The 22,349-nt window shown below is 70.8% G+C and carries 22 protein-coding genes and 1 tRNA gene; 11 read left to right on the top strand and 12 right to left on the bottom strand.

Features of this window, described 5'->3' with window-relative positions:
* Both BU204_RS33395 and BU204_RS33390 read right to left on the bottom strand, forming a co-directional pair.
* A partial coding sequence (locus BU204_RS33395) for an AMP-binding protein (protein ID WP_143229921.1) occupies positions 1-394 on the bottom strand: 394 nt, incomplete at its 3' end.
* Positions 395-469: 75 nt separating this feature from the next.
* Complete coding sequence (locus tag BU204_RS33390) at positions 470-952, bottom strand: metallophosphoesterase family protein (RefSeq protein WP_233160909.1); 483 nt, start codon at positions 950-952, stop codon at positions 470-472.
* A 56-nt stretch (positions 953-1,008) separates the two neighbouring features.
* Between BU204_RS33390 and BU204_RS33385 the strand changes: the two genes are divergently transcribed.
* Positions 1,009-1,344 carry an ArsR/SmtB family transcription factor gene (locus tag BU204_RS33385; RefSeq protein WP_075129802.1) on the top strand — a complete coding sequence of 112 codons (336 nt, stop codon included), beginning with the start codon at positions 1,009-1,011 and terminating at the stop codon, positions 1,342-1,344.
* A 10-nt stretch (positions 1,345-1,354) separates the two neighbouring features.
* Here the strand turns inward: BU204_RS33385 and otsB are convergent, their stop codons facing one another.
* From otsB to BU204_RS33365, 4 genes are all read right to left on the bottom strand, one after another.
* Entirely contained in the window at positions 1,355-3,883 is a 2,529-nt protein-coding gene (gene otsB / locus BU204_RS33380; protein WP_075129798.1) for a trehalose-phosphatase, read from the bottom strand.
* A gap of 268 nt (positions 3,884-4,151) precedes the next feature.
* Positions 4,152-5,336: a cytochrome P450 gene (locus tag BU204_RS33375; protein ID WP_083661860.1), complete on the bottom strand. Its 1,185-nt coding sequence runs from the start codon at positions 5,334-5,336 to the stop codon at positions 4,152-4,154.
* A 255-nt stretch (positions 5,337-5,591) separates the two neighbouring features.
* Positions 5,592-6,845: an RNA polymerase sigma factor gene (locus BU204_RS33370; protein WP_075129797.1), complete on the bottom strand. Its 1,254-nt coding sequence runs from the start codon at positions 6,843-6,845 to the stop codon at positions 5,592-5,594.
* Positions 6,842-7,210 (bottom strand): YciI family protein, encoded by a 369-nt coding sequence (locus BU204_RS33365; RefSeq protein WP_075129796.1) that lies wholly within the window; start codon positions 7,208-7,210, stop codon positions 6,842-6,844. The genes BU204_RS33370 and BU204_RS33365 overlap by 4 nt, the downstream gene beginning before the upstream one ends.
* 243 nt (positions 7,211-7,453) lie before the next feature.
* Here BU204_RS33365 and BU204_RS33360 point away from each other — a divergent pair, with 243 nt between their 5' ends.
* A complete protein-coding gene (locus tag BU204_RS33360) occupies positions 7,454-7,840 on the top strand; it encodes a DUF6401 family natural product biosynthesis protein (RefSeq protein WP_075129800.1) in 387 nt (128 codons plus the stop codon).
* Positions 7,841-8,023: 183 nt separating this feature from the next.
* On the opposite strand, the gene BU204_RS33355 is transcribed toward BU204_RS33360, so the two are convergent.
* The 4 genes from BU204_RS33355 to BU204_RS33340 are packed head-to-tail and all read right to left on the bottom strand — an operon-like array spanning position 8,024 to position 11,298.
* A complete protein-coding gene (locus BU204_RS33355) occupies positions 8,024-8,371 on the bottom strand; it encodes an STAS domain-containing protein (RefSeq protein ID WP_075129795.1) in 348 nt (115 codons plus the stop codon).
* Positions 8,368-8,700, bottom strand: coding sequence for an STAS domain-containing protein (locus tag BU204_RS33350; protein ID WP_198943081.1), 333 nt, complete (start codon positions 8,698-8,700; stop codon positions 8,368-8,370). The genes BU204_RS33355 and BU204_RS33350 overlap by 4 nt, the downstream gene beginning before the upstream one ends.
* 17 nt (positions 8,701-8,717) lie before the next feature.
* Positions 8,718-9,791 carry a cobalamin B12-binding domain-containing protein gene (locus tag BU204_RS33345; RefSeq protein ID WP_075129793.1) on the bottom strand — a complete coding sequence of 358 codons (1,074 nt, stop codon included), beginning with the start codon at positions 9,789-9,791 and terminating at the stop codon, positions 8,718-8,720.
* Positions 9,781-11,298 (bottom strand): PP2C family protein-serine/threonine phosphatase, encoded by a 1,518-nt coding sequence (locus tag BU204_RS33340; RefSeq protein WP_233160903.1) that lies wholly within the window; start codon positions 11,296-11,298, stop codon positions 9,781-9,783. Before BU204_RS33340 ends, BU204_RS33345 begins: the two co-directional genes overlap by 11 nt.
* Positions 11,299-11,594: 296 nt before the next feature.
* On the opposite strand from BU204_RS33340, the gene BU204_RS33335 reads away from it, so the two are divergent.
* Both BU204_RS33335 and BU204_RS33330 read left to right on the top strand, forming a co-directional pair.
* Positions 11,595-11,670, top strand: a tRNA-Thr gene (locus BU204_RS33335).
* A gap of 144 nt (positions 11,671-11,814) precedes the next feature.
* Positions 11,815-13,275, top strand: coding sequence for an alpha,alpha-trehalose-phosphate synthase (UDP-forming) (locus BU204_RS33330; RefSeq protein WP_075129791.1), 1,461 nt, complete (start codon positions 11,815-11,817; stop codon positions 13,273-13,275).
* Positions 13,276-13,582: 307 nt separating this feature from the next.
* Here BU204_RS33330 and radA read toward each other — a convergent pair whose 3' ends face one another.
* A complete protein-coding gene (radA, locus tag BU204_RS33325; RefSeq protein ID WP_075129790.1) occupies positions 13,583-14,971 on the bottom strand; it encodes a DNA repair protein RadA in 1,389 nt (462 codons plus the stop codon).
* 44 nt (positions 14,972-15,015) lie between these two features.
* Positions 15,016-15,774: a copper chaperone PCu(A)C gene (locus BU204_RS33320; RefSeq protein WP_075129789.1), complete on the bottom strand. Its 759-nt coding sequence runs from the start codon at positions 15,772-15,774 to the stop codon at positions 15,016-15,018.
* 296 nt (positions 15,775-16,070) lie between these two features.
* Between BU204_RS33320 and BU204_RS33315 the strand changes: the two genes are divergently transcribed.
* From BU204_RS33315 to BU204_RS41665, 7 genes are all read left to right on the top strand, one after another.
* A complete protein-coding gene (locus BU204_RS33315; RefSeq protein ID WP_075129788.1) occupies positions 16,071-16,562 on the top strand; it encodes a CarD family transcriptional regulator in 492 nt (163 codons plus the stop codon).
* A 17-nt stretch (positions 16,563-16,579) separates the two neighbouring features.
* A complete protein-coding gene (locus BU204_RS33310) occupies positions 16,580-17,287 on the top strand; it encodes an IspD/TarI family cytidylyltransferase (RefSeq protein WP_075129787.1) in 708 nt (235 codons plus the stop codon).
* The gene (gene ispF, locus BU204_RS33305) at positions 17,284-17,766 is read left to right on the top strand and encodes a 2-C-methyl-D-erythritol 2,4-cyclodiphosphate synthase (RefSeq protein ID WP_075129786.1); all 483 of its coding nucleotides are present in this window, start codon (positions 17,284-17,286) and stop codon (positions 17,764-17,766) included. The genes BU204_RS33310 and ispF overlap by 4 nt, the downstream gene beginning before the upstream one ends.
* A 45-nt stretch (positions 17,767-17,811) precedes the next feature.
* Positions 17,812-19,203 (top strand): cysteine--tRNA ligase, encoded by a 1,392-nt coding sequence (gene cysS, locus BU204_RS33300; protein ID WP_075129785.1) that lies wholly within the window; start codon positions 17,812-17,814, stop codon positions 19,201-19,203.
* A gap of 2 nt (positions 19,204-19,205) precedes the next feature.
* Positions 19,206-20,168, top strand: coding sequence for a 23S rRNA (guanosine(2251)-2'-O)-methyltransferase RlmB (rlmB, locus tag BU204_RS33295; protein WP_075129784.1), 963 nt, complete (start codon positions 19,206-19,208; stop codon positions 20,166-20,168).
* A gap of 7 nt (positions 20,169-20,175) precedes the next feature.
* A complete protein-coding gene (locus tag BU204_RS33290; RefSeq protein WP_075129783.1) occupies positions 20,176-21,609 on the top strand; it encodes an MBOAT family O-acyltransferase in 1,434 nt (477 codons plus the stop codon).
* Positions 21,610-21,903: 294 nt separating this feature from the next.
* The coding region (locus BU204_RS41665; protein WP_233160901.1) for a hypothetical protein at positions 21,904-22,349 on the top strand (446 nt) is incomplete at its 3' end.

Genomic DNA, 22,349 nt, shown 5'->3' with positions numbered 1-22,349 from the left:
CAGCCAACACAGCCGCAGGAGCGGCATCAGCCAACACAGCCGCAGGAGCGGCATCAGCCAACACAGCCGCAGGAGCGGCATCGGGGACCACCGCGAGCCGGCGCGGCCGGTCGGGGTGCTCGGCCGGGGGCAGCGGCGGCAGCGGAACGGCCACCGCGCCCGCGTACAGACAACCCAGCAGCACGGTCACGTACGCCGCACCCGGTGGCAGCAGGACCGCCACCCGCCGCCCGGTCAGCCCGCGGCCGGCGAGCGAGGCGGCGACGGCGCGGGCCCGGCTGTCCACCTCGGCCCAGCCGAGGAAGGTCGACCCCGCGCGGTCGACCACGTCGAAGGCGGCGGCGGACGGCTCGGCGGCCCGCTGTACCAGCACGTCGACGAACGTCGAGGCCATGCCACATCCTCCGGATCGGTCGGGTTTCACTCGACCATCAGATCGCGACAGTCTCGAACAGGGCTCGAGGCGTGCTCAGGTGACCTCGACAATCCGGGCGGAGACCAACTCACCGGAGGAGATCTCCAGGACCCCGACCGTTCCGTGCGGCTGCCGCCGCTTGTCGGTCGGTGAGCCGGGGTTGAAGATGCGTAGGCCGTCGCCGGTCTCGTCGAGCGGGATGTGGGAGTGGCCGAACACCACGAGGTCGGCGTCCGGGAACCGGCGGCGCATGCGTGCGGTCCGGCCGGTCTTCTGCCCGCTGTCGTGGATCATCGCGACCCGCAGGCCGTCGAGCGTGAGCTCCAGGGTCTCCGGCGCGCCCCACTCGGCGACCTCCGGACCGTCGTTGTTGCCCAGCACCACGTGCACCGGAGCGAACGCCGTCAGCTCGTCCAGCACGGACGGCACGCACACGTCGCCCGCGTGCAGGATCAGGTCCGCGCCCTCCGCGACGCTGGCCACCCGGGGCGGACAGGACTTCCAGCGCCGTGGCGCGTGGGTGTCGGACACAGCCACCACTCGCAATGTTTCACCTTTGACTTATAAAGTTACCGACCGTTACCGTGGCTGTCGTGCACGCGTTCGACGTCCTCGGTGACCCGGTCCGCCGGCGCATCCTCGAGCTCCTCGCGGACGGGGAGCTGCCTGCCGGCGAGGTCGCCTCGGTGGTGCGGGAGGAGTTCGGGATCACCCAGCCCGCCGTCTCGCAACACCTGAAGGTACTCCGCGAGCACGGGTTCGCCCGGGTTCGCGCCGAAGGCACGCGCCGGCTCTACACGGTCGACCCCACGCCGCTGCGTGAGGCGGACCAGTGGCTGTCGAACTTCCGCCGGTTCTGGACACCGCACCTCGACGCGTTGGCCACCGAGATCGCCCGGGGCAAGCGGGAACGCCGCGAGCAGCGCTGAGGACCGCCGGTCACTCGGAGAGGAGCTGGGCGCACCGGATCAGGCCGAGGTGCGAGTACGCCTGCGGGTGGTTGCCCAGCGAGCGCTCGGCGACCGGGTCGTACTCCTCCGGCAGCAACCCCGTCGGCCCGGCAGCGTCGACGATCTGGGCGAACAGGTCCTCCGCCTCGGTCCGGCGACCGGTGAGCAGGTACGCCTCGATCATCCACGCGGCACACAGGTGGAAGCCGCCCTCGTTGCCCGGCAGGCCGTCGTCGCGGTGGTAGCGGTAGACGGTCGACCCGCTGCGCAGCTCGGCCTCGATCGCGGTGACCGTGGAGTGGAAGCGCTCGTCGCCCGGGTCGAGCAGGCCTACCATGCCGACGAGCAACGTCGCGGCGTCCAGGTCGGTGCCGTCGTAGGCGGTGGTGAACGAGCGGACCTGCTCGTTCCAGCCCTTGGTCAGCACGTCCTCGGCGATCTGGTCGCGCAGCGGCGGCCAGGCCGGGTCGACCTCGCGACCGTAGGTGTTGGCCAGGACGATCGCGCGGTCGATCGTCAGCCAACACATGACCTTCGAGTACACGTGGTGGCGAGGCCGGTGCCGCTCCTCCCAGATGCCGTGGTCGGGCTCGTGCCAGCGTCGCGCGACTGCCTCGGCCATCGCGCAGACCATCCGCCAGTCGCCGTCGGTCAGCGTGCCTCGGGCCTCGGACAGGGCGGCGACCAGGTCGACGACCGGGCCGAACACGTCCAGCTGGACCTGCTGGTTGGCCAGGTTGCCCACGCGCACCGGTCGGGACCCGGCGTAGCCGGGCAGCGTGTCGATCACGGCCTCGGCGGGCAGGGTGGTGCCGGCGATGGTGTACAGGGGGTGCAGCAGCTCCGGACCCGGCAGCGTGGCGAGCACCCCGTGCAGCCAGGTGAGGAACTTCTCGGCCTCGCCAGTGGAGCCCACCGACACCAGCGCCTTCGCGGTCATCGCCCCGTCGCGCAGCCAGCAGTAGCGGTAGTCCCAGTTGCGGATGCCGCCGAGCTCCTCGGGCAGCGAGGTGGTGGCCGCCGCCATGATCGCGCCCGTCTCCGCGTGGCACAGGCCGCGCAGGGTCAGCGCGGAGCGCGCCACCAGCTCCTTCTCCACCGGAGGCAGGGTCAGGCCGTCAAGCCAGTCGGTCCAGTAGGCGGCCGAGCGCGCGGCCCGTTCCTGCTGGGGGACCTTGTGCGGGTCGAGGTCGTTGGTGCCGCACCGCAGCTCCAGCACCACCGGCTCCTCCGGCCGGGGGTGGACCACCGCCCGTGCGGTGTCGTGCATGCCGTCCGAGGTGATCTCCCAGGTGATCCCGGGTGCGCGCAGCACGACCGGGTCGGAGGTGCCCAACACCCGCAGGCCGTCGGCCGATGCGATGAGGCGGACCTGAACCTGAGCGAACTCCGGCCGCGGCGCGAACTCCACGACCGCCGGCGCGTTGCCGGAGACGACCCGCACGAGGTCGGTCCGGTGCGCGTAGGCGTAGTGGTCGAGGTAGTCGGTGACCAGCAGGCCGGACCAGCGCGTCTCGACGGTCATCGTGCCGGGCAGGTAGCGCTGGCCGAGCGGGAGGCCGCCCCGCTCGGGGGTGACCGAGAAGTGGCCGGCCGACGTGCCGCCGAGGAGGTCGGCGAACACCGCCGCCGAGTCCGGCTCCGGGTGGCACATCCAGGTCAGGCGGGCGTCCGGGGTGAGCAGTGCGACCGACCGCTCGCTGGCGAGCATCGTCAGCCGCTCGATCGGCGGGGCCTGCTCGCCGTAGAGCCAGTTGCGCCGCTCCTCGAGCAGGAACGCGAGGACCATGCCGACCTCGGCCGGGTCGGCGATGCGGAACCCGGCGAGACTCTCGCCCGCCCCCACCTTGACCCCCAGGTCCGGCCCGGCGAGGCGGGCGAAGGCCTTCTCGTCGGTGACGTCGTCGCCGACGAACACGGCGGCGCTCGCGCCGACCTGGTGGCGCAGGACGTCCAGCGCGTGGCCCTTGTCGGTCTGTACGACCGCGAGCTCGATGACCTCCTTGCCCTCGGTCACCTGCACGCCGTCCCAGGTGCACGGGCCGGAGCGGACCGCGTCGCTGACCCTGGTGCCGATCTCCGCCGGAGCGCGGCGGGTGTGCACGGCGATGCTCGCCGGCTTGACCTCGAGCTGAACCCCCTCGGCACCCGCGACCAGCCGCTCGAGCTCGGTCTCGAGCCGCCGGTGCAGGTCACGGGCGCCGTCGTCGAGGGCGTGCACGAAGCCGATGTCGAACTCGGAGCCGTGGCTGCCGACCAGGTGTACCTCCGACGGCAGCCGCGAGAGGGTGGCCAGGTCCCGCAGGGCCCGGCCGGAGATCACCGCGGTGGTGGTCTCGTGCAGCCCGGCCAGCGAGCGCAGCGCGCCGACCGACTCGTTCAGCGGCCGGGCGTGCTCGGGGTTCTCCACGATGGGCGCCAGCGTGCCGTCGTAGTCGCAGGCGACCAGGAGGCGGGGGGTACGGGCGATCTGGACGATCGCGCGGCGCAGCTCAGCGGGGAGGGCCTCAGCCGTCATGGCACGTCCCTCGGCCGATGCACAGGGGTTCAACGGTCACGTCGTTCGACTCTCTCGCAAGGGGTGTGTGCTCGAGCACGTCACGCCAGGCTGGCACACAGCGGCAGAGCGGAACTGTATCGCCCGTCAACGACGACGATCGTCCGCGGCTGCCCTGGCGTGACGCCCGCGCTCCGCACCGGCGGGAACAGTTTCACCGCCCCAGCCGAGCATGCGCCCCCGGCGACCGGGACACCACTTCGATCACTCCCGACGACCTCCGGCGAGCTCAGTCCAGGAGGACCGGTAAGCGGTCCACGCCGTACACGATGGAGGCCTTGCGGAAGTCGAGGTCCTCGGCCGAGGTGGCCAGCCGCATCGACGGGAACCGGCGTACCAGCGCCGGATAGGCCTCCCGCAGCTCCATCCTGGCCAGCTCCGCGCCGACACAGCGGTGCACGCCGTAGCCGAAGGCCAGGTGGGAGGTGGCGGCGCGGGTGGGCTCAACGCGCTCGAGGTCCGGGCCGAGCGCCGGGTCACGGTCGGCGCTGGCCAGGGAGACGACGACCACGTCGCCGGCCGAGATCTTGGTCCCACCGACCTCCATGTCCTCGCGGGCGAACCGCGGGAAGGCGACCTGGACCACGGTCAGGTACCGCAGCAGCTCCTCGACGAAGTCGTGCACCGCCGCGTCGTCGTCGTGCACCAGCTTGAACGAGTCCGGGTCCTGGAGCAGAACGAGGGCGCCGAGCGCGAGCATGCTGGCCGTGGTCTCGAACCCCCCGGTGAGCACGCCGTCGGCGAGGCCGGCCAGCTCCATGTCCGAGACCGCGTCCCCGTGCTCCTTGATGATCATGCCGAGGAGTCCGTCGCCGGGTTGCGCGCGCTGCTTCTCGACCACGCCGAGCAGGTACTCCAGCGACTCGCTGATCGCACCGAGCGAGGCCGTCGCCCCGCCGAACAGGTCGAACCGCGCCACCGACAGCCGCTGGAAGTCGCCGCGGTCCTCGTAGGGCACCCCGAGCAGCTCGCAGATGACCAGCGACGGGATCGGCAGGGCGAACTCCTCGACCAGGTCGACCGGACCGTCGACGGCGGCCATGGCGTCCAGGCGCTGCTCGACGATGGCCTTGATGCCGGGAGTCAGACGGTTCAGCCGGCGCATGGTGAACTCGGGGGTCAGCAGCTTGCGCAGCCGGGTGTGCTCCGGCGGGTCGGCGAAGCCGAGGCCGCCCGGGCTGTGCGTCACCGACAGGCCCTTGCCGGCCAGGTTGGCGAAGTCGTTGCTGAAGCGCTTGGCGTCACCCAGGACGGCCTTGGCCTCGTCGAGGCCGCTGACCAGCCAGACGTTGACGCCGAAGGGGATGTTGAGCTTGCTGACGGGCTCCCGCTCGCGCAGCTCCCCCAGCTCGGGCACCGGGTCGAGCCCGTCGCGCCGCAGGGGCATCAGCGCCGAGTCCGGCAGCAGTGCCATGTCGGACAGGTCGAAGCCCTTGCGCTGCGCACGGGCCAGGTACCAGCGCGTCACCCAACCCGTGACACGTGTCTTCACGCCCACGACAACCCCCTTTACTCCCGTACGTCGCGAGATTAGACCCACGGTGGGCACCCACCGAGCCAGGTGGACCAGCACGAGCTGTGAAGCCCGCGACACCGGCGGGTGTGCGTTGCAGTACGAGGCCGACGGTACGAGCCGGGCACTGAGAAACACCACGGGGTAAACCCTGAACTACTCCTGAAGTCCAGCCCACGCCGCGGCCTTCCCCTCCAGGTACCGGCGCTCGGGCAGGTTGAGCGTTCCCCTGGCCGCCAGCCGGTAGTGCTCGGCCGCCGACGCCGGCTCGCCGGCCAGCTCGAGCAGGTGCGCCCGGACGGCATCCAGCCGGTGGTGCCCGACCACCCGGCGGTCGCCGTCGAGCGCGTCGAGCAGGGCCAGGCCGGCACGGGGACCGTGCACCATCGCCGTCGCGACGGCTCGGTTCAGCGTGACCATCGGGTTCGGCGCGATGCGGTCGAGGATGCCGTAGAGCACCAGGATCTCTCGCCAGTCGGTGTCCTCGGTGCTGGCCGCCTCGGCGTGCACGGCCGCGATCGCCGCCTGGAGCTGGTAGGGACCCAGCGGCGCCGTCGCCATGCTGCGGGAGACCAGCTCGACGCCCTCGGCGATCCGGGCCCGGTCCCAGCGCGACCGGTCCTGCTCGGCCAGCGGCACCATGGCGCCGGTCGAGGTGACCCGGGCGGCCCGGCGGGCGTCGGTGAGCAGCATGAGCGCGAGCAGTCCCGCGACCTCGCCCTGGTCGGGCAGCAGCCGGCGCACCTCGCGGGCCAGCCGGACGGCCTCGGTCGTCAGCTCGACCCGCTGCAGGTCCGGGCCCGAGGTCGCGGTGTAGCCCTCGTTGAAGATCAGGTAGAGCACGTGCAGCACGACCGCGAGCCGCTCACCCCGCTCCTGCTCGTCCGGCATCGCGAACCGGGCGCCGACGGCCCTGATGCGCTGCTTCGCGCGGCTGATCCGCTGCGCCATGGTGATCTCAGGCACCAGGAACGCGTTGGCGATCTGCTCGGTCGTCAGCCCGCCGACCGCCCGCAGGGTGAGCGCCAGCTGGGACGGCGCGGAGATCTCCGGGTGGCAGCACAGGAACAGCAGCGTGAGGGTGTCGTCGCGATGCCGGTCCAGCTCCTCGGCCGGGTCCGGGGACATCAGCTCGTGGTAGGGCCGGGCCGCGGCGACCACGCTCTCCCGCCGGCGGCGGGCGGCGTCGCTGCGCCACTGGTCGGTCAGCCGCCGGCCGGCCACGGTGACCAGCCACCCGGCCGGCTCGGTCGGCACCCCCTCGACGCGCCACTGCGTGGCCGCGGCCAGCAGCGCCTCCTGCACGGCGTCCTCGCACGCGTCGAACTGGCCGTGCCGGCGGACCAACAGGCCGAGGACCCGCGGCGCCAACCGGCGCAGCAGGTCCTCGACCTGGTCCGCTCCGGTCACTCGTCCAACCCGGCCGAGAACATCACCGGCCGCACCTCGACCGCGAAGCCGCCGAACCTGGTGTCCGGGATCTGCTTGGCGAGCTCGACCGCCCGCTCCTGGCTCTCGCAGTCGACGAGGTGGAAGCCCCCCATGAACTCCTTGGCCTCGAGGAACGGACCGTCGGTGACGGCGGGTACGCCACCGGTGCCGCGGACGGTCGTGGTGTTGGTCGGGTCGGCCAGCGCCTGGGTCAGGACGAACTCGCCAGACTCCTGCACGGCGGCCATGAACGCGCCGTGCCCACTCATGATCTCCTCGCGCTCCGCATCGGTCAGCGCCTCCATCGCCGCGGGGTTGACCTGCATGATCAGCAGGAACTTCATGTCGTTCTCCTTATGTCCTGGACCGGCACCGCCGGCCGATCACGAGGAAGTCGGAGCCGCCCCGCCCGTGTTCGACATCCCGCTCGGTCGATTTTCTTAAGCCCCGCGAGCCACCCCGCCGATGGATCCGGGGACGGTCCGCGAACCGAGTGATGACTGTGGCGCATCACACGTTTGAATGCGGTCCAATCGTGATGACGTGCTACACACTCGGGTGGCTTCGAGCTCAGGTAGGTGATCTGGATGAGGATTCGACGGCTGGAGCGCTCCGCGCGACGCCTGCTGGACCGGCTGCAGGGTCACATGGGCGCCGGTCTGCTCGCCGCGGCCACGATCCCCGGCCTGACCGCGGTGATCGACCAACACGCGGCCGCGGTACGCGACATCCTCGAGTCGGGCGCGGAGTCCGGCGCCGCCGTGGCCGGAACCGTGCTTCTGGCCGGCTACGCCCAAGGCATGCTCGACCACGTACGCGACCGAGGCGGCCAACTCCGAGTGCCGACAGAACCAGCCGACTGGGCCCACGCCGACTGGGTGAGCATGCGCCTGGTGGCGATCTGCGCCCTGGCCCGCACCCTCCCCTCCGGACGACCAGCGGACAGCACCAAGGGCCTCCCCTCCCTGGCCTGAGATTCCAGCAGCAGGGAAGCCCAAACCCCCCGAAAGCGCACCACGGAACAGACCCGCGGCGGCCAGGACAACCCACCGGCCGCCGCGGAGACCCCTTCGCACGGCACCCAAGAACTTCCCCGCGCAACCCGCACGGACACCTCGGACAACCCGAAGGGGCCCCCCGAAGGGGTGAAGAAGCGATCAGCGCCCGACCGCGGCCAGCGCCTCGGCCACCGACGCCCGCAACGTCAGCGTCGAGTCGAGCCCAAGCAGTGTGATCGGCCGGAGCACCGCACGGTGAGCCGCGACGACCACGAACGGCAGGTCGTTCGCCGTCGCCTGTTTGTGCACGGTCACCAGCGTGTTGAGCCCTGCCGAGGCGAAGAACTCGATACCGAGCAGGTCGACGACCAACGCCTTGGCGGTTCCGAGCTGCTCGCGCAGCGTCTCCTCGAACCAGTGTGCGCTCTCGCCGTCGACCTCGCCGCGGGCATGCACGAGGACTGTCTCGCCCTCGGTGTCGACAGTCAGCTCGAGCTGATCCGTCACGTGCCGACCTCCTTGTGGGCGCCACCGGCGAGGTGGTGCAGCGTCCCGGTGATGGTGAGCATGCGATCGAACGCGGGCCGACGGTTGTCCAGGTGCAGGACCGCCCCGGCCGCCACGACGCGCCGGTGGACCGTGAGCAGTGCGGCCAGCCCGAGCGAGTCGCAGAACTCCAGGTCGCGACAGTCTATGTGGAGGTCGCGCAGTCCTGGGTTGACCTCCAGGCGCTCGGTGATGGTGACGAGGAACTCCTCGACGCTGGAGTAGTCCAGCTCACCGACGAGCGCGATCCGGCCGGTGTGGCTGTGGGGAGTGCTCCAGGTACACGTCAACGGGGCTGGCGGTAACGTCATTCGGTCTTTCCGGTGGTGCTGATGGTGGACGACAGGTGCTCACCCGCCCGGGTCAGCATGCGGACGGCGCGGGGGAACTCCCGCAGCTCGTCGCCAAGCAGACCCAGGGTGGGCAGCAGGGTGTTCGCCGGCACCCGGCGCGACTCGAGAATACCCGCGGTCCAGGTCACGAACCCGACGAACAGCTCGTCGTCGCCGGTGTAGAGGGCAGTGGCGAGGAAGTCGACGATGTGTCGCAGGTCCTCCGCCGTGTGCTGCCGCTGCAGGTCGCTGAAGTCCCGCATAGCCGGGACCCGGCTCTCCAGTCGCTTGTACACCGTCCTGGCCAGGCGGGAGGCGGTCCGCGAGACCATCGTGTACTCCTGGTCGGCGAGGTGCGGCAGGTCGTCGATGGGCTTGTGGGCCGGACGCGGCCGGGGCAACGGCCGCGCGAGGCGGTCGGCGGCCGCCCGGGCGTCGGGCGCCCACTCGGCGCCGAACAGGCGCGCGTAGCGACCGTCGTAGCCGAAGGCCGCTCCGCCGGCGATCACCGGGATACCGGCGGCCTGACACGCGGAGATCGTCGCGTGGGCAGTGGGTAACCGAGTCGCTATCGAGCCGGAGAGGGCCACCGCATCCGGCGCCGTGCGATGCAGGTCGGCGATGAGGTGCGGTCCGGGCACGTGGGCGCCGAGGAAGTCAACCTGGAAGCCACGCAGCAGCAGCACCTCCGCGAGCAGCCGCGCGGGCAGGGCGTGCCACTCGCCGTCGACGCAGGCGACGGTCACGTGGCCGACGGGACCGTCCACTGGGCGCGGATGGATCGGCAGCGCGGCGATCACCCGGTCGTTGATCGCGGTGGCGGCATGCTCCTGGGCGACGCGGAGCCGCCCCGCGGCCCACTCCTGACCGATCCTGCGCTGGACGGCGCCGATCACGTCGAGCAGCAGGCTCTCCCGGTCGAGGCCGTCGGCGAGGGCGCCGGCGACGACACCGCGCGCCCCAGCCTCGTCGCCCACGACGACGGCGTCCCAGAGCAGGTCGACATAGCGGGGGACCGGCCGGACACCGGTCAGGGAGTCAGCCGACATACCCGAGTGCCCTGGGAGCGGTGATCGCCAGCACGGCCATGTCGTCGTGCCGGCCACCGCCGACCCACTCCGCGGCGAGCATCTGGACTCGCTCGACGACGGCCTCGGCGGGCAGGCCGGCGCATTCGGCGAGCGCGGAGCGCAGCCGCTCCTCCCCGAACATGACGTCGCCGAACGGACCGCCCCTGGCCTCGGTGATCCCGTCGGTGTAGAGCAGACAGGTCTCGCCGGGGGCGAGCGTCACGTGGGCGGTCGTCGACGCCACCTCGGGCAGCACGCCGACCAGCACTCCCCGCGTCGGCGCCTCCTCCACCCGGCCGTCCGCGCGGACGACGAGTGGTGGCAGGTGGCCGGCGCAGGTCAGCCGGAGCCGGACATTCTCGCCTTCGCGGGCTGCCGAGGCCAGTACCAGGGTGGCGAACCGGGAGCCGTCGCTCGCGACGAGGGCCCTGTTGAGCAGCCGGAGCATCTGGGCGTGGTCGTCGGCCAACGGCAGCAGGGCGTGCAGGGTGTTGCGGATCTTGCCGGTGAGCACGGCCGCGTCCAGCCCCTTGCCGCAGACGTCGCCGAGCACCGCCAGGGACTCGCCGGTGTCGTCCGCGGCGGGGTGCACGTCGTAGAAGTCGCCGCCCACCCGCTCGGTCGTCGCCGAGGCCCGGTAGCCGCCGGCGAAGTCGACACCCGCGACGCGGTGCAGCCGCGGCGGGAGCAGTTCCCGCATCAACGTGTCGGTGATCGAAGCCTGTTCGGCGTACATCCGCGCGGCCGACATCGCCGCGCCAGCCCTGGCGGCGAACAGCCGGGCGAAGATCTCCTCCTGGGTGCCGAACGCGTTCTGCGCGGTCGTGCGGAGCAGGATCAGCGCGCCGGCCGGGACGCCGTGGCCGGGCAGCGGCGTGACCACCACCGAGCCGACCTCGCCGAACCCCTCCGGCACCACCCAGGACGGGCATGACGCGGGATCGATCCAGCGCGACGGCACTGGCGGAAAGCCCTGCAACGCCTCGCCGAGGCCGGGGACGGAGTCGGGGTCGATGGTCAGCTGTCTGCTTACCGCCCGCCCGCCGCGCAGGCAGGTGACCACCGGGTATCGCGGGCCGGCGGAGGGTGCGATGACCAGGGCGGCCTCGGCCAGGTTCTCCGCCGCCAGCTCGGCGGTGACGTCCATGGAGCGCTGGAGGTTCAGCGAGGAGAGCAACGTCGAGGACGCCCGGCTGAGGAACGCGGTCCGCTCCCGCTCGATGCGCAGGTCCTCCCGTGCCAGGCGGACGTCGGTGTCGTCGACCAGCCACCAGGCGACCGAGTCCAGCCCGCGCACCGGGTGGGCGGTGACGCTGCGCCCGCCGATCCAGCCTGCGGGGTCGCCGTCGGAGCTCCCGACCCCCAGGTGGGCGGCCGACAGCCAGTCGGGCACCACCTCGTCGAGCCGCGCGCCCGCGTAGGCGGTGGGGAGCAGCGTCCGACCAGCCTCGTTGACCGCGCGAACGACTCCAGCGACGTCCGCCACCAACACGGGGCAGGGCGCCAACTCCCATCCGGTCTCGATGGCGACACTGGGGAAAATGTTCGAGCGTTCGAGGTCCGTCACGCTGATGGGGCCCGACGTGCGGACCTCTCACCTCATCACCTGGAGACTGCGGTTGTCGTTCGCCAGCATTGCTCAGTGGGCAACCGATTGCAATCGACCTCGTCCCGGACGCGGCAGGATCAGGTAACGGTTGCCCTCGGGGTGACGGCCGTCCCACTCGGCCACGCACGGTGTTCCGGTGACCTCCGTTAGGCTTGGGGTACTGGTCCTCCAGTGCCGGCATAGCTCAATTGGCAGAGCAGCTACCTTGTAAGTAGCAGGTCAGGGGTTCGAGCCCCCTTGCCGGCTCCACTCCTCCCCGTTCGGCCCCAAGCGGTGACCGCGTGAGCCGAACGAATGCTTTCTGCCCGTCAGCGGCGGTTCCATCACCCGCGGTGGTAAAGGTTTGACTAACCTCGAACGCGAACGGGGTTCGAGGGAGGCACGCGGCGCGTGATGAGCGACAGCACGACCGACACACCCGACGGCGGCGGCGCCGACTTCATCGTGGTCGCCAACCGGCTACCGGTAGACCTGGAGCGACTGCCGGACGGGACCGAACGGTGGAAGCACAGCCCGGGTGGCCTGGTCAGCGCCCTGGAACCGTTCCTGCGCTCGCACAGCGGGGCCTGGGTTGGCTGGCCGGGCGTGCCCGACGTCAACGTGGACAAGTTCGACGAGGACGGGGTGTGGCTGCACCCGGTCACGCTGAGCGCCGAGGAGGTCCGCGACTACTACGAGGGCTTCTCGAACGCGACGCTGTGGCCGCTGTACCACGACGTGGTGGCGACGCCGGTGTTTGACCGAAGCTGGTGGGACGCCTACGTGCGGGTCAACCGGCGGTTCGCCGAGGCGTCCGCGCAGATCGCGGCGCCGGAGGCGGTCGTGTGGGTCCAGGACTACCAGCTACAGCTGGTGCCGGCGATGCTGCGTGAGCTGCGGCCGGACCTGCGGATCGGCTTCTTCCTGCACATCCCCTTCCCGCCGACCGAGCTGTTCATGCAGCTCCCCTGGCGTGCGGAGATCATCCGCGGGCTGCTCGGGGCCGATCTCGTCGGCTTCCACCGGCCCGGAGGTGCGCAGAACTACCTGTGGCTCGCCCGGCGACTGATCGGGCTCGAGCCGAGCCGCGGGGCGGTGGGCGTGCGGACGCGGCCCGGTGTCGTGCAGGTCGGTGACCGGTCGGTGCGGGTTGGCGCGTTCCCGATCTCGATCGACGCGTCGGGACTGGACACGATCGCGCGGAGCAAGGAGACCATGCAACGGGCCCGACAGGTCCGGGCCGATCTCGGCAACCCCAGGAAGATCATCCTCGGCGTCGACCGGCTCGACTACACCAAGGGCATCGACTTGCGGCTCTACGCACTGCATGAACTGCTCACCGAGGGCCGGGTCGACCCGAGCGAGGTCGCGATGGTCCAGCTGGCCACCCCGAGCCGCGAGCGCGTCGAGCACTACCAGCGCATGCGCAGCGAGATCGAGCAGATGGTGAGCCGGATCAACGGCGAGTTCGCCCGAGTGGGTCGGCCGGTCGTGCACTACCTGCACCAGTCGGTCGACCGCAAGGAGCTGGCGGCGTTCTTCTCGGCTGCCGACGTGATGCTGGTGACTCCGGTCCGGGACGGGATGAACCTGGTGTGCAAGGAGTACGTCGCCTGCCGGCATGACCTCGGCGGGGCGTTGGTGCTGAGCGAGTTCGCCGGGGCCGCGGCGGAGTTGACCAGTGCGTTCCTGGTGAACCCGCATGATCTGGACGGGGTCAAGAACGCCATGCACGCGGCGTTGACGATCGATCCGGCGGAGGGGCGGCGGCGGATGCGGGCGTTGCGGCGGCAGGTGCTGACGCATGACGTTGACCGGTGGGCTCGGTCGTTCCTGGATGCTTTGCGGCCTTCGACGCAGGAGGCATTGATCTAGCTCCCTCGGCCGGGGATCGTCGTACTCCGGGGCGGCGGCGTCAAGGGCGCCTTCGGCGTCGCTGCGCGATGGCTTCGCCACCCTGGACTCCGATGCCCCGGAGCTACGAGACGGCCTGTGCGAGGGAGCCCCGGGAGGTGTAGGGAGTCTGGGTACTTCTTTGGGCTCGGGGACCTGAAGCATGGTGGCTGGAGGCTCGCCGCCGATGCGGCTGGTCCTGGTTCGTGCTCTCGCCGGCAGCCTCTGCCTCCCCCGGCTCGCCGGACTGCTCGCGCTCGGCAGCTGCGGGTGAAGCGAAAGGCCGCCCCTACCTGGGGTCCGTTACGTGCAGGGCTTCCAGGGCCTCTGCCAGGGTAGGGGTGACGACCGCCTGGATGCCGCTGGGAATGGTGCCGGCATCCGGGGGGACCAGGGCGCGAGTGAAGCCCAGGCGGGCGGCCTCGGCCAGGCGGGACTTGACGCCGGCTACTCGTCTTACCTCGCCGGCCAGGCCTACTTCGCCCAGGACCACCAGGTCGGGGGGAAGGGGGACATCTCTTGCGGCGGAGGCCACGGCCATGACCAGGGCCAGGTCGGCGGCGGGTTCGTGGATCCTCATGCCGCCGACGGTGGCGGTGAACACGTCGGACTCCCCCAGCCTGATGCCGCCTCGGCGTTCCAGGACGGCCAGGGCCATGGCCACCCGGGCCGAGTCGAGGCCGCTGACCGCCCTGCGCGGGGACGGGAGGGCGGACTTCGAGACCAGCGCCTGTACCTCGCCCAGCAGGGGGCGTTTGCCCTCCACGGCGACGGTGACGGCGGTGCCGGGGACGGCCGTCTCCCTGCGGTTGAGGAAGAGGCCGGAGGGGTCCGGCACGCCTCGGATGCCGTCGTCGACCAGTTCGAAGCAGCCGACCTCGTCGGCCGGGCCGAAGCGGTTCTTGACGCCGCGCACCATCCGGAGCGAGGAATGCTTGTCACCTTCGAAGTGGAGGACGACGTCCACCAGGTGTTCCAGGACGCGAGGGCCGGCTATGGCGCCGTCCTTGGTGACGTGTCCGACCAGGACCACGGGGAGGGCGCGTTCCTTGGCCAGGGCGACGAGGGCCGCGGTCACCGCTCGGACCTGGGTCACGCCGCCGGGGGTGCCGTCCACCTCGGTCGAGCCCAGGGTCTGGACCGAGTCGACCACCAGCAGGCCGGGGCGGACCGCGTCGACGTGGCCGAACACCGCCCCTATGTCGCTCTCGGCGGCCAGGAACATCGACTCGTGGACGTTGCCGGTGCGTTCGGCACGGAGGCGTACCTGGCCCGCCGACTCCTCACCGGTGACGTAGAGAGACGGCGCGGCCGCGCCGTCCCTGGCCGCCCAGCGGAAGGCGACCTCCAGCAACAATGTCGACTTGCCGACACCCGGCTCGCCGGCGAGCAGCACCACGGCGCCGGGTACGAGGCCACCACCCAGGACGCGGTCCAGCTCGGAGACGCCGGTCCGTCTGGCCCGGGCCGTCTCGACGTCGACCTCGGCGATGGGGCGCGCGGGCGAACTCGGCACGCCGGCCGCGATCTTGGCCATCGTTGCCCTGGTGGGGACGCCGATCTCCTCCAGAGTGCCCCAGGCCTGGCACTCCTGGCAGCGCCCGAACCACTTCGCGGACTCGTGCCCGCACTCGGCGCAGCGGTATCCGGGCTTGGCGGGTCGGGTGCTCTTGGCCACGGCACCAACCTAGGGGCAGGGACCGACAGTCCCGGCCGGACGGGTCAGTGCTCGCCCTCGCCCTCGTCCTCCGGCGGGTCCTGGCGCGCGGTCTCCGGCGACGCGATCGGCAGCTGGATGGTCACCGCGCCTGCCTCGGCGAAGACGAACGTGACCGGCACGTTGCGGCCGATCGGCAGGTCCTGGACCAGGCCGGTGAGGACGATGCTCATGACACCGATCTCGTCGGGGGCCAGGCTCGTGGGCGTCTCGGTGGCCGTCGAGTCCGAGCTCTCGGTCTGCGGCGGCGCCGACTCGTCCGAGGAGGTCGTCCCGGTCTGGGTGTCGCCCGGGGGCTGCGGCTCGGTGATCGACTCATCGGGGACGGAGGACTCCGTCGGGGGCGCCGACTCGCTGGTCGCGTCCGAGGTCTGGGTCGGCGCGGAGCTCTCGCCGACCGGCTCCTCGGGCTCGATGACCTTGATCGCGGTGCCGGCGGGCAGGTTGGTCACGCCGACCAACACGACGTCCGTCGCCGCGGGGCTGGACACCGAGACCAGCTCGTCGTCGGCGTTGCCGGTGTTCACGATCGAGAGCAGCACCGCCGCCTGGTCACCGGCGCGGAACTCACCGCTCTCCGGGTAGGCGAGCATCACGTCGCGCAGGGCGATGTCGCCGACGTCGGCCTGGTTGCCGTTCACCGCCGGCCTGATCGAGGCGGTCTGCGTGACCTGCCCAGCGCTGCAACCGACGAGCAGCGCGGCGAGGCCAACGGCCACCGCCGGCAGGATCGTGCGCAGCGGTCCGGTCGAACGACTCACCATCGCTGTCCTTCCTCGGGCAGATGCCTACTCATGCGGAAGGGTAGCGGGGTCGCCGGCACCCCGATCGAGTGGTCTGCCCGGCGCCGCAAGCGAGTTCGCGTTCTCCGGTCCACTGTGGATCCCGCCGGTGTGGATCATATTTCTCTGACAACGGCCTCGAGCACGACTTGAGCGGGTTTGTCAACCCCTGCCGCTCTCCTCACGTGGCCGCTGACCTGCGGTAACAGATCGCGGGCCCGATACACCCCCTTCTCCGCACGTGTTAAGATGGAGTCAGCGAAAGGGGCAGAGGACACATGGTTTTCAAGGTCGGAGAGACCGTCGTCTACCCGCATCACGGTGCCGCACTCATCGAAGCAATCGAGACCCGAGTGATCAAGGGCGAGGAGAAGAAGTACCTCGTCCTGAAGGTCGCCCAGGGTGACCTCACTGTACGCGTCCCCGCTGACAACGCCGAGATCGTGGGTGTTCGGGATGTCGTCGGTCAGGAGGGTCTCAACCGGGTCTTCGATGTCCTGCGTGCTCCTCACACCGAGGAGCCGACCAACTGGTCCCGGCGGTACAAGGCCAACCTCGAGAAGCTCGCCTCGGGCGACGTGAACAAGGTGGCCGAAGTGGTGCGCGACCTCTGGCGGCGCGAGAAGGATCGCGGACTGTCCGCCGGCGAGAAGCGCATGCTCGCGAAGGCTCGCCAGATCCTCGTCAGCGAGTTGGCGCTGGCAGAGGGCACGGATGAAGGCAAGGCCGAGGTGATCCTCGACGAGGTCCTCGCCACGGCATCCGTCTAGCCCTGAGCCACAATCGAATCGAGTCCGACGACCCTGCGTCGTCGGCGAACACCGTCGCGCTCGTCCCCGCCGCAGGGCGAGGTGAGTTGCTCGGTGACAAGGGCCCCGAGGCACTGGTGCCGGTGAACGGGGTTCCCCTCGTCGTACACGCCGTGCGCGGCCTGCTCCAAGCGGGCTGCGTACGGCGCGTCGTCGTTGCGGCTCCACCCTCCGCCACCGAGCACACACGGTCGGTGTTGAGCGAGGCGAGCCTGGACGCGCTCGTCGTTCCCGGCGGGGCCGACCGTACCGAGTCGGTGTGCCTGGCGCTGGAAGCCGCGCTGGGCGAGTCGCCCGAACTCGAGATCGTCCTCGTGCACGACGTGGTCCGTGCGCTCACCCCGCCCGCGCTGGTGCGCGGCGTGGTCGACGCGGTGGCCGCCGGCGCGCCGGCGGTCGTGCCCGTCCTCCCGGTCGCCGACACGGTCAAGCGGGTCGACGCCCACGGCGTGGTCACCGCCACCGTCGACCGGGCGAACCTGCTGACCGTCCAGACCCCGCAGGGTTTCCGGGCCGACGTGCTGCGACGCTGCTACGCGTCGTCCGCCGGGCCAGGGACGGCCGTCGAGCGGGCCGAGCGGCTCGGGTTGGCCGTCACGACCGTGCCCGGGCATCCTCGCGCCATGAAGATCACTACCCCGTTCGACCTGACGGTCGCCGAGGCCCTGTTCGGAACGCCCTCGTGATCCCCCGCGTGGGTATCGGTACCGACGTGCACCCGGTGGAGGCCGGTCGGGAGTGCTGGATCGCCGGGCTGCGCTGGGACGGCGTCGACGGCTGCGCCGGCCACTCCGACGGGGACGTCGCCGCACACGCGCTGTGTGACGCGCTGCTCTCCGCGGCCGGGCTCGGGGACCTCGGTGCGGTGTTCGGCACCGGCGACCCGCGCTGGTCCGGCGCGCACGGGGTCACGCTGCTGGCCGAGGTGCGGAGCAGGGTCGAAGCCGCCGGATACCACGTCGGGAATGCCGCGGTGCAGGTCATCGGCAACGCTCCCAAGATCGCCCGTCGGCGGGCGGAAGCCGAGCGCGTGCTGTCCGAGGCAGCCGGCGGACCGGTCACGGTGTCCGGCACGACGACCGACGGACTGGGCCTGACCGGGCGGGGCGAGGGGATCGCGGCGGTGGCGACGGCATGTGTCCTCGCGGTGAGACTAGGCTCGTAGCCTTGTCTAGCCTCGTCCCTTCTCGGCGAGAGGAATGGGAGAGCCGTGAGCCTGCACCTGTTCGACACCGCGAGCCGGAGCGTGCGGGAGTTCCACCCCGTGCGGAACGGAACGGCGTCGATCTACGTGTGTGGGCCGACACCGCAGGGCCCGCCGCACATCGGGCACGTCCGTAGCGCGCTGAGCTACGACGTGCTGCGCCGCTGGCTGGCCCACGGCGGGCTGAGCGTCACGCTGGTGCGCAACGTCACCGACATCGACGACAAGATCCTCCGGAAGGCCGGCGAGAACGACACGCCGTGGTGGGAGTGGTCGGCCACCTTCGAGCGCGCGTTCGAGGAGGCCTACGCCACCCTCGGCGCCCTCCCCGCGTCGATCGCCCCACGCGCGACTGGCCACGTCACCCAGATGGTCGAGCTGATGCAGCGCCTGATCGACCGGGGCCACGCCTACGCCGCGTCCGGCGACGTCTACTTCTCGGTGCGCTCCTACGAGGCCTACGGGGCACTGTCCGGCCAGCGGCTCGACGAGGTGCAGCAGGGCGAGTCGGCGGGTGCCGGCAAGCGGGACCCGCAGGACTTCACCCTGTGGAAGGGTGCCCGGCCCGGAGAGCCGTCCTGGCCGACGCCCTGGGGCCTCGGGCGGCCCGGCTGGCACCTGGAGTGCTCGGCGATGGCGCTGACCTACCTGGGCGGCGAGTTCGACATCCACGGGGGCGGGTTGGACCTGGTGTTCCCGCACCACGAGAACGAGCTCGCGCAGTCACGCGCGGCCGGTGACCCGTTCGCGCGGTACTGGCTGCACAACGGGCTGGTGGGCATGGCCGGCGAGAAGATGTCGAAGTCGCTCGGGAACGTGGTGTCGATCCCGGAGATGGTCCGCCAGGTCCGCCCGCAGGAGCTGCGTTACTACCTGGTGGCGCCGCACTACCGGTCGACCGTCGAGTACTCCCGCGCCGCCCTGGAGGAGTCCGTTCGGGCCTACCAGCGGGTGGAGTCGTTCCTGCGGAAGGTGGCCGGACGGACCGGCTCAGTCGAACCGGGCTCGGTCGGCCCCGAGTTCACCGCCGCGCTGGACGACGACCTGGCCACCCCGGCGGCCCTGGCCGCCGTGCACACGACGGTGCGGCAGGGCTTCACCGCGCTGGACGCTGGCGACGAGGACGGCGCCCGGGAGGCGGCCGCGACGGTCCGCGCGCAGATGGCGGTTCTCGGCCTCGATCCGTTGTCCGAGCAGTGGGCCACCTCGTCTACAGTGGACTCCTCGGCGACGGGCGCGCTGGAGGCGCTGGTCGGCGAGGCGCTGGAGGCCCGGCAGCGAGCGCGGGCCGAGCGCGACTTCGCGGCGGCCGACGCCATCCGTGACCGGCTGCTGAAGGCCGGCATCACCGTCGAGGACACCCCCGACGGTCCGCAATGGACGTTTAAGGACAGCTGAAGGTGGCCGGAAACTCGAAACGCCGGGGCGCGGTGCGCAAGTCCGGCACGAAGAAGGGCGCGGTCATCGGCTCTGGCGGCCAGCGGGCCAAGAGCCTGGAGGGCAAGGGACCGACGCCCAAGGCGACGATGCGCCCCGGCCACCCGGCCCAGCGCCGGGCGGCGGCCGCGGCCAAGACGGCCCAACGCCGGGCGAGCGCCAAGGACAGGCCGACGGCCGAGCTGGTCGCCGGCCGCAACCCGGTCGTGGAGTGCCTGCGCGCGCAGGTGCCGGCCACCGCGCTGTACGTGCAGCTGGGCGTGGACGCGGACGACCGCGTGACCGAGGCAGTGCGGCTGGCGGCGGACCGGGGCATCTCGGTGCTCGAGGTGTCCAAGCCCGAGCTGGACCGGTTGACCGGCGGGGCGCTGCACCAGGGCCTGTCGCTGCAGATGCCGCCGTTCGAGTACGCCCACCCCGAGGACCTGCTGGAGGTGGCGGGCGCGTCCGAGGAGGCGCCGCTGCTGGTGGCGCTGGACGGCGTGACCGACCCCCGCAACCTCGGCGCGGTGATCCGTTCCGCGGCGGCGTTCGGGGCGAACGGCGTGCTGCTCCCCCAGCGGCGCAGCGCCGGCGTCACCGCGGTGGCGTGGCGGACCTCGGCCGGCACCGCGGCGAGGATCCCGATCGCGGTCGCGACGAACCTGACCAGGACTCTCCGTGCGTATGCGGAGGCCGGGATGATGGTCGTCGGCCTGGACGCCGACGGCAGCACCGACGTGGACGGCCTGTCGCTCGCGACGTCGCCGCTGGTGGTGGTGGTCGGCTCGGAGGGCCGAGGGCTGTCCCGCCTGGTCCGCGAGGTGTGTGACGAGACGGTGTCGATCCCCATGGCCGCCGGAGTCGAGTCGCTCAACGCGTCGGTGGCCGCCGGCGTGGTGCTGGCCGAGGTAGCCCGCCGCCGCCGGGCGGCCGGTCGCACGTAGGTCGAGGATGTCGTTCGCCAGCCCGCTGTTCCTGTGGATTTTCACGCCACTGGTGCTGGCGCTCGTGCTCCTGGCGCCGCGCTCGTGGCGCAACAGCATCGTCGCGGTCTCGAGCCTGACCTTCTACGCCGTAGGCGCCGGCCCCACCACCGTCCTGCTGCTGGTCACCATGGTGGTGAACTACCTCGCCGGCCAGGCGCTGGAGCCTGATGACTGGGCCCTGGCGAGACGTCGCAAACGCGGCATCCTGATGGCGGTCATAGTCTTCGACGTAGCGACGCTGGTCGTCTGGAAGTACGCCGGTTTCCTCACCGAGCAGCTGGACGGCTTCGCCCGCCTCTTCGGCGGCGACTTCCCGGTGGTGCACCTGCTGCTGCCGATCGGCATCTCGTTCTACACGTTCCACAACATCTCCTACGTCGTGGACATCTACCGGGGCGAACGCCCAGCCCTACGCCAGCCGGTCGCCTACGCGACGTACATCTCGATGTTCCCGCAGCTGATCGCGGGGCCGATCGTCCGGTACCGCGAGATAGCCGACCAGCTGCCCCAGGAACGCACCCACCGCCTCGACGACATCGCTTCGGGCTTCCCCAGGTTCGCGTTGGGGTTGTGCAAGAAGGTCATCATCGCCGACTCGCTCAGCCCGGTGGTCGACGCCTGCTTCGCCACGCCCAACGACGAGATGACCTTCGCCGTGGCCTGGCTGGGCGCGATCACGTACACGCTCCAGCTGTACTTCGACTTCTCCGGCTACAGCGACATGGCGATCGGCCTGGGCCGGATGCTGGGTTTCCGGCTGCCGGAGAACTTCGCCCGCCCCTACTCGTCGATCACCGTGACGGAGTTCTGGCGTCGGTGGCACATGTCCCTGTCCCGCTGGTTCCGCGACTATGTCTACATTCCCCTGGGCGGCAACCGCCAAGGCAGTGGCAAGACCTATCGAAACCTGTCGATAGTCTTCGTCCTGACCGGCTTCTGGCACGGCGCCAACTGGACCTACCTGGTCTGGGGCATCTACCACGGCGCGCTCCTGGTGGTGGAACGCGGCTTCCACCGAGACGAGCCGCCGACCGAGCGCGCGGCCCTGGTCGCACGTCGAGCCCTGACATTGGTTTTGGTGATCATAGGCTGGGTCTTCTTCCGGTCGACGGACCTGTCCCAAGCCCTGACCATGATCGGCCACATGCTCCTCCCGGACTTCACCGGCGTGACGGATGTGATCGAGGAAGTCTTCACCAACCAGCGATTCCTCATCCTCCTGGCGGCGCTGGTCGTCGTCTTCCTCCCGGCGCACCCGGTGACTGGTCCCCTGTTGGAGTCCTCCAGCAGCCGCCCCGCAACGGTCCTCCGCGTGACGATCATGACGGCCGGCCTGTTCTACGCCGCCATCCTGGTCGCCACCGGCACGTTCAGCCCTTTCCTCTACTACCAGTTCTGACGACAGGCCCGGCTCCTCCTCGTCGCCGGGCCGCTTTCATGCCCCTGACCTGCGCCAAGCGCCTGTCAGCACTTCTCGCCGGTTGTCCCCTTCCCCGGCATGGAGACGGCCTGGTGGCGGCCTGATCTTGTGCTGCCTACTTCTCCCCCCGCTCCCTCGCACAGGCCGTCTCGACCCGGCGTTCGACAATTGACGCCGAGAGAGCTCCCTCGCGGTTGCTCTCGATCTCCTACAGCCGTATTGAGCAGCAGACGAGCTCTTACACCCATCCTCGTTCGGTAGTACGGTGCTCCGATGGATGCGGCTACACAATGGAACGATCTTCCTACTGGTGTGCCCTTACGCCACGTGGTTAACGAACGGATGGCGTGGATTCGAGACCATCTTGACCCGTTACCTGAACTCATCGAGAAAGATGATCTGCCGAGTAGCGGCACCGGCGTACGAGTCGTGCGGATCCACCTGACCGAGAAGTCCATGCACCGCATCGCGGCCGAGGTCGAAGACCAGTCGGTCCGGAAATGGCCGCCCATCCTTGACCGTGGCACTTCGACGACAGATTTCGTGCGCGGTCCGTCAATGTGGGTCGGCCTCCGTTATAGCGCTGAAGGGTCCGAAGGCTTTTCGTGGAGCTACCTGATGGCGTTGTCTCCCGCTATGCTGGCGGCGCGTAGCGACTGGAAGCGTAGGCCGGGCCTCAGAACGTGTTTGAGATCTTGGTCGGCGTGGCTGGTTGATCT

This window comes from Actinophytocola xanthii, from assembly GCF_001921205.1.
Lineage (GTDB): Bacteria > Actinomycetota > Actinomycetes > Mycobacteriales > Pseudonocardiaceae > Actinophytocola > Actinophytocola xanthii.
The sequence above is the reverse complement of the archived record's forward strand: the minus strand, read 5'-3'. Positions and strand labels throughout refer to the sequence as shown.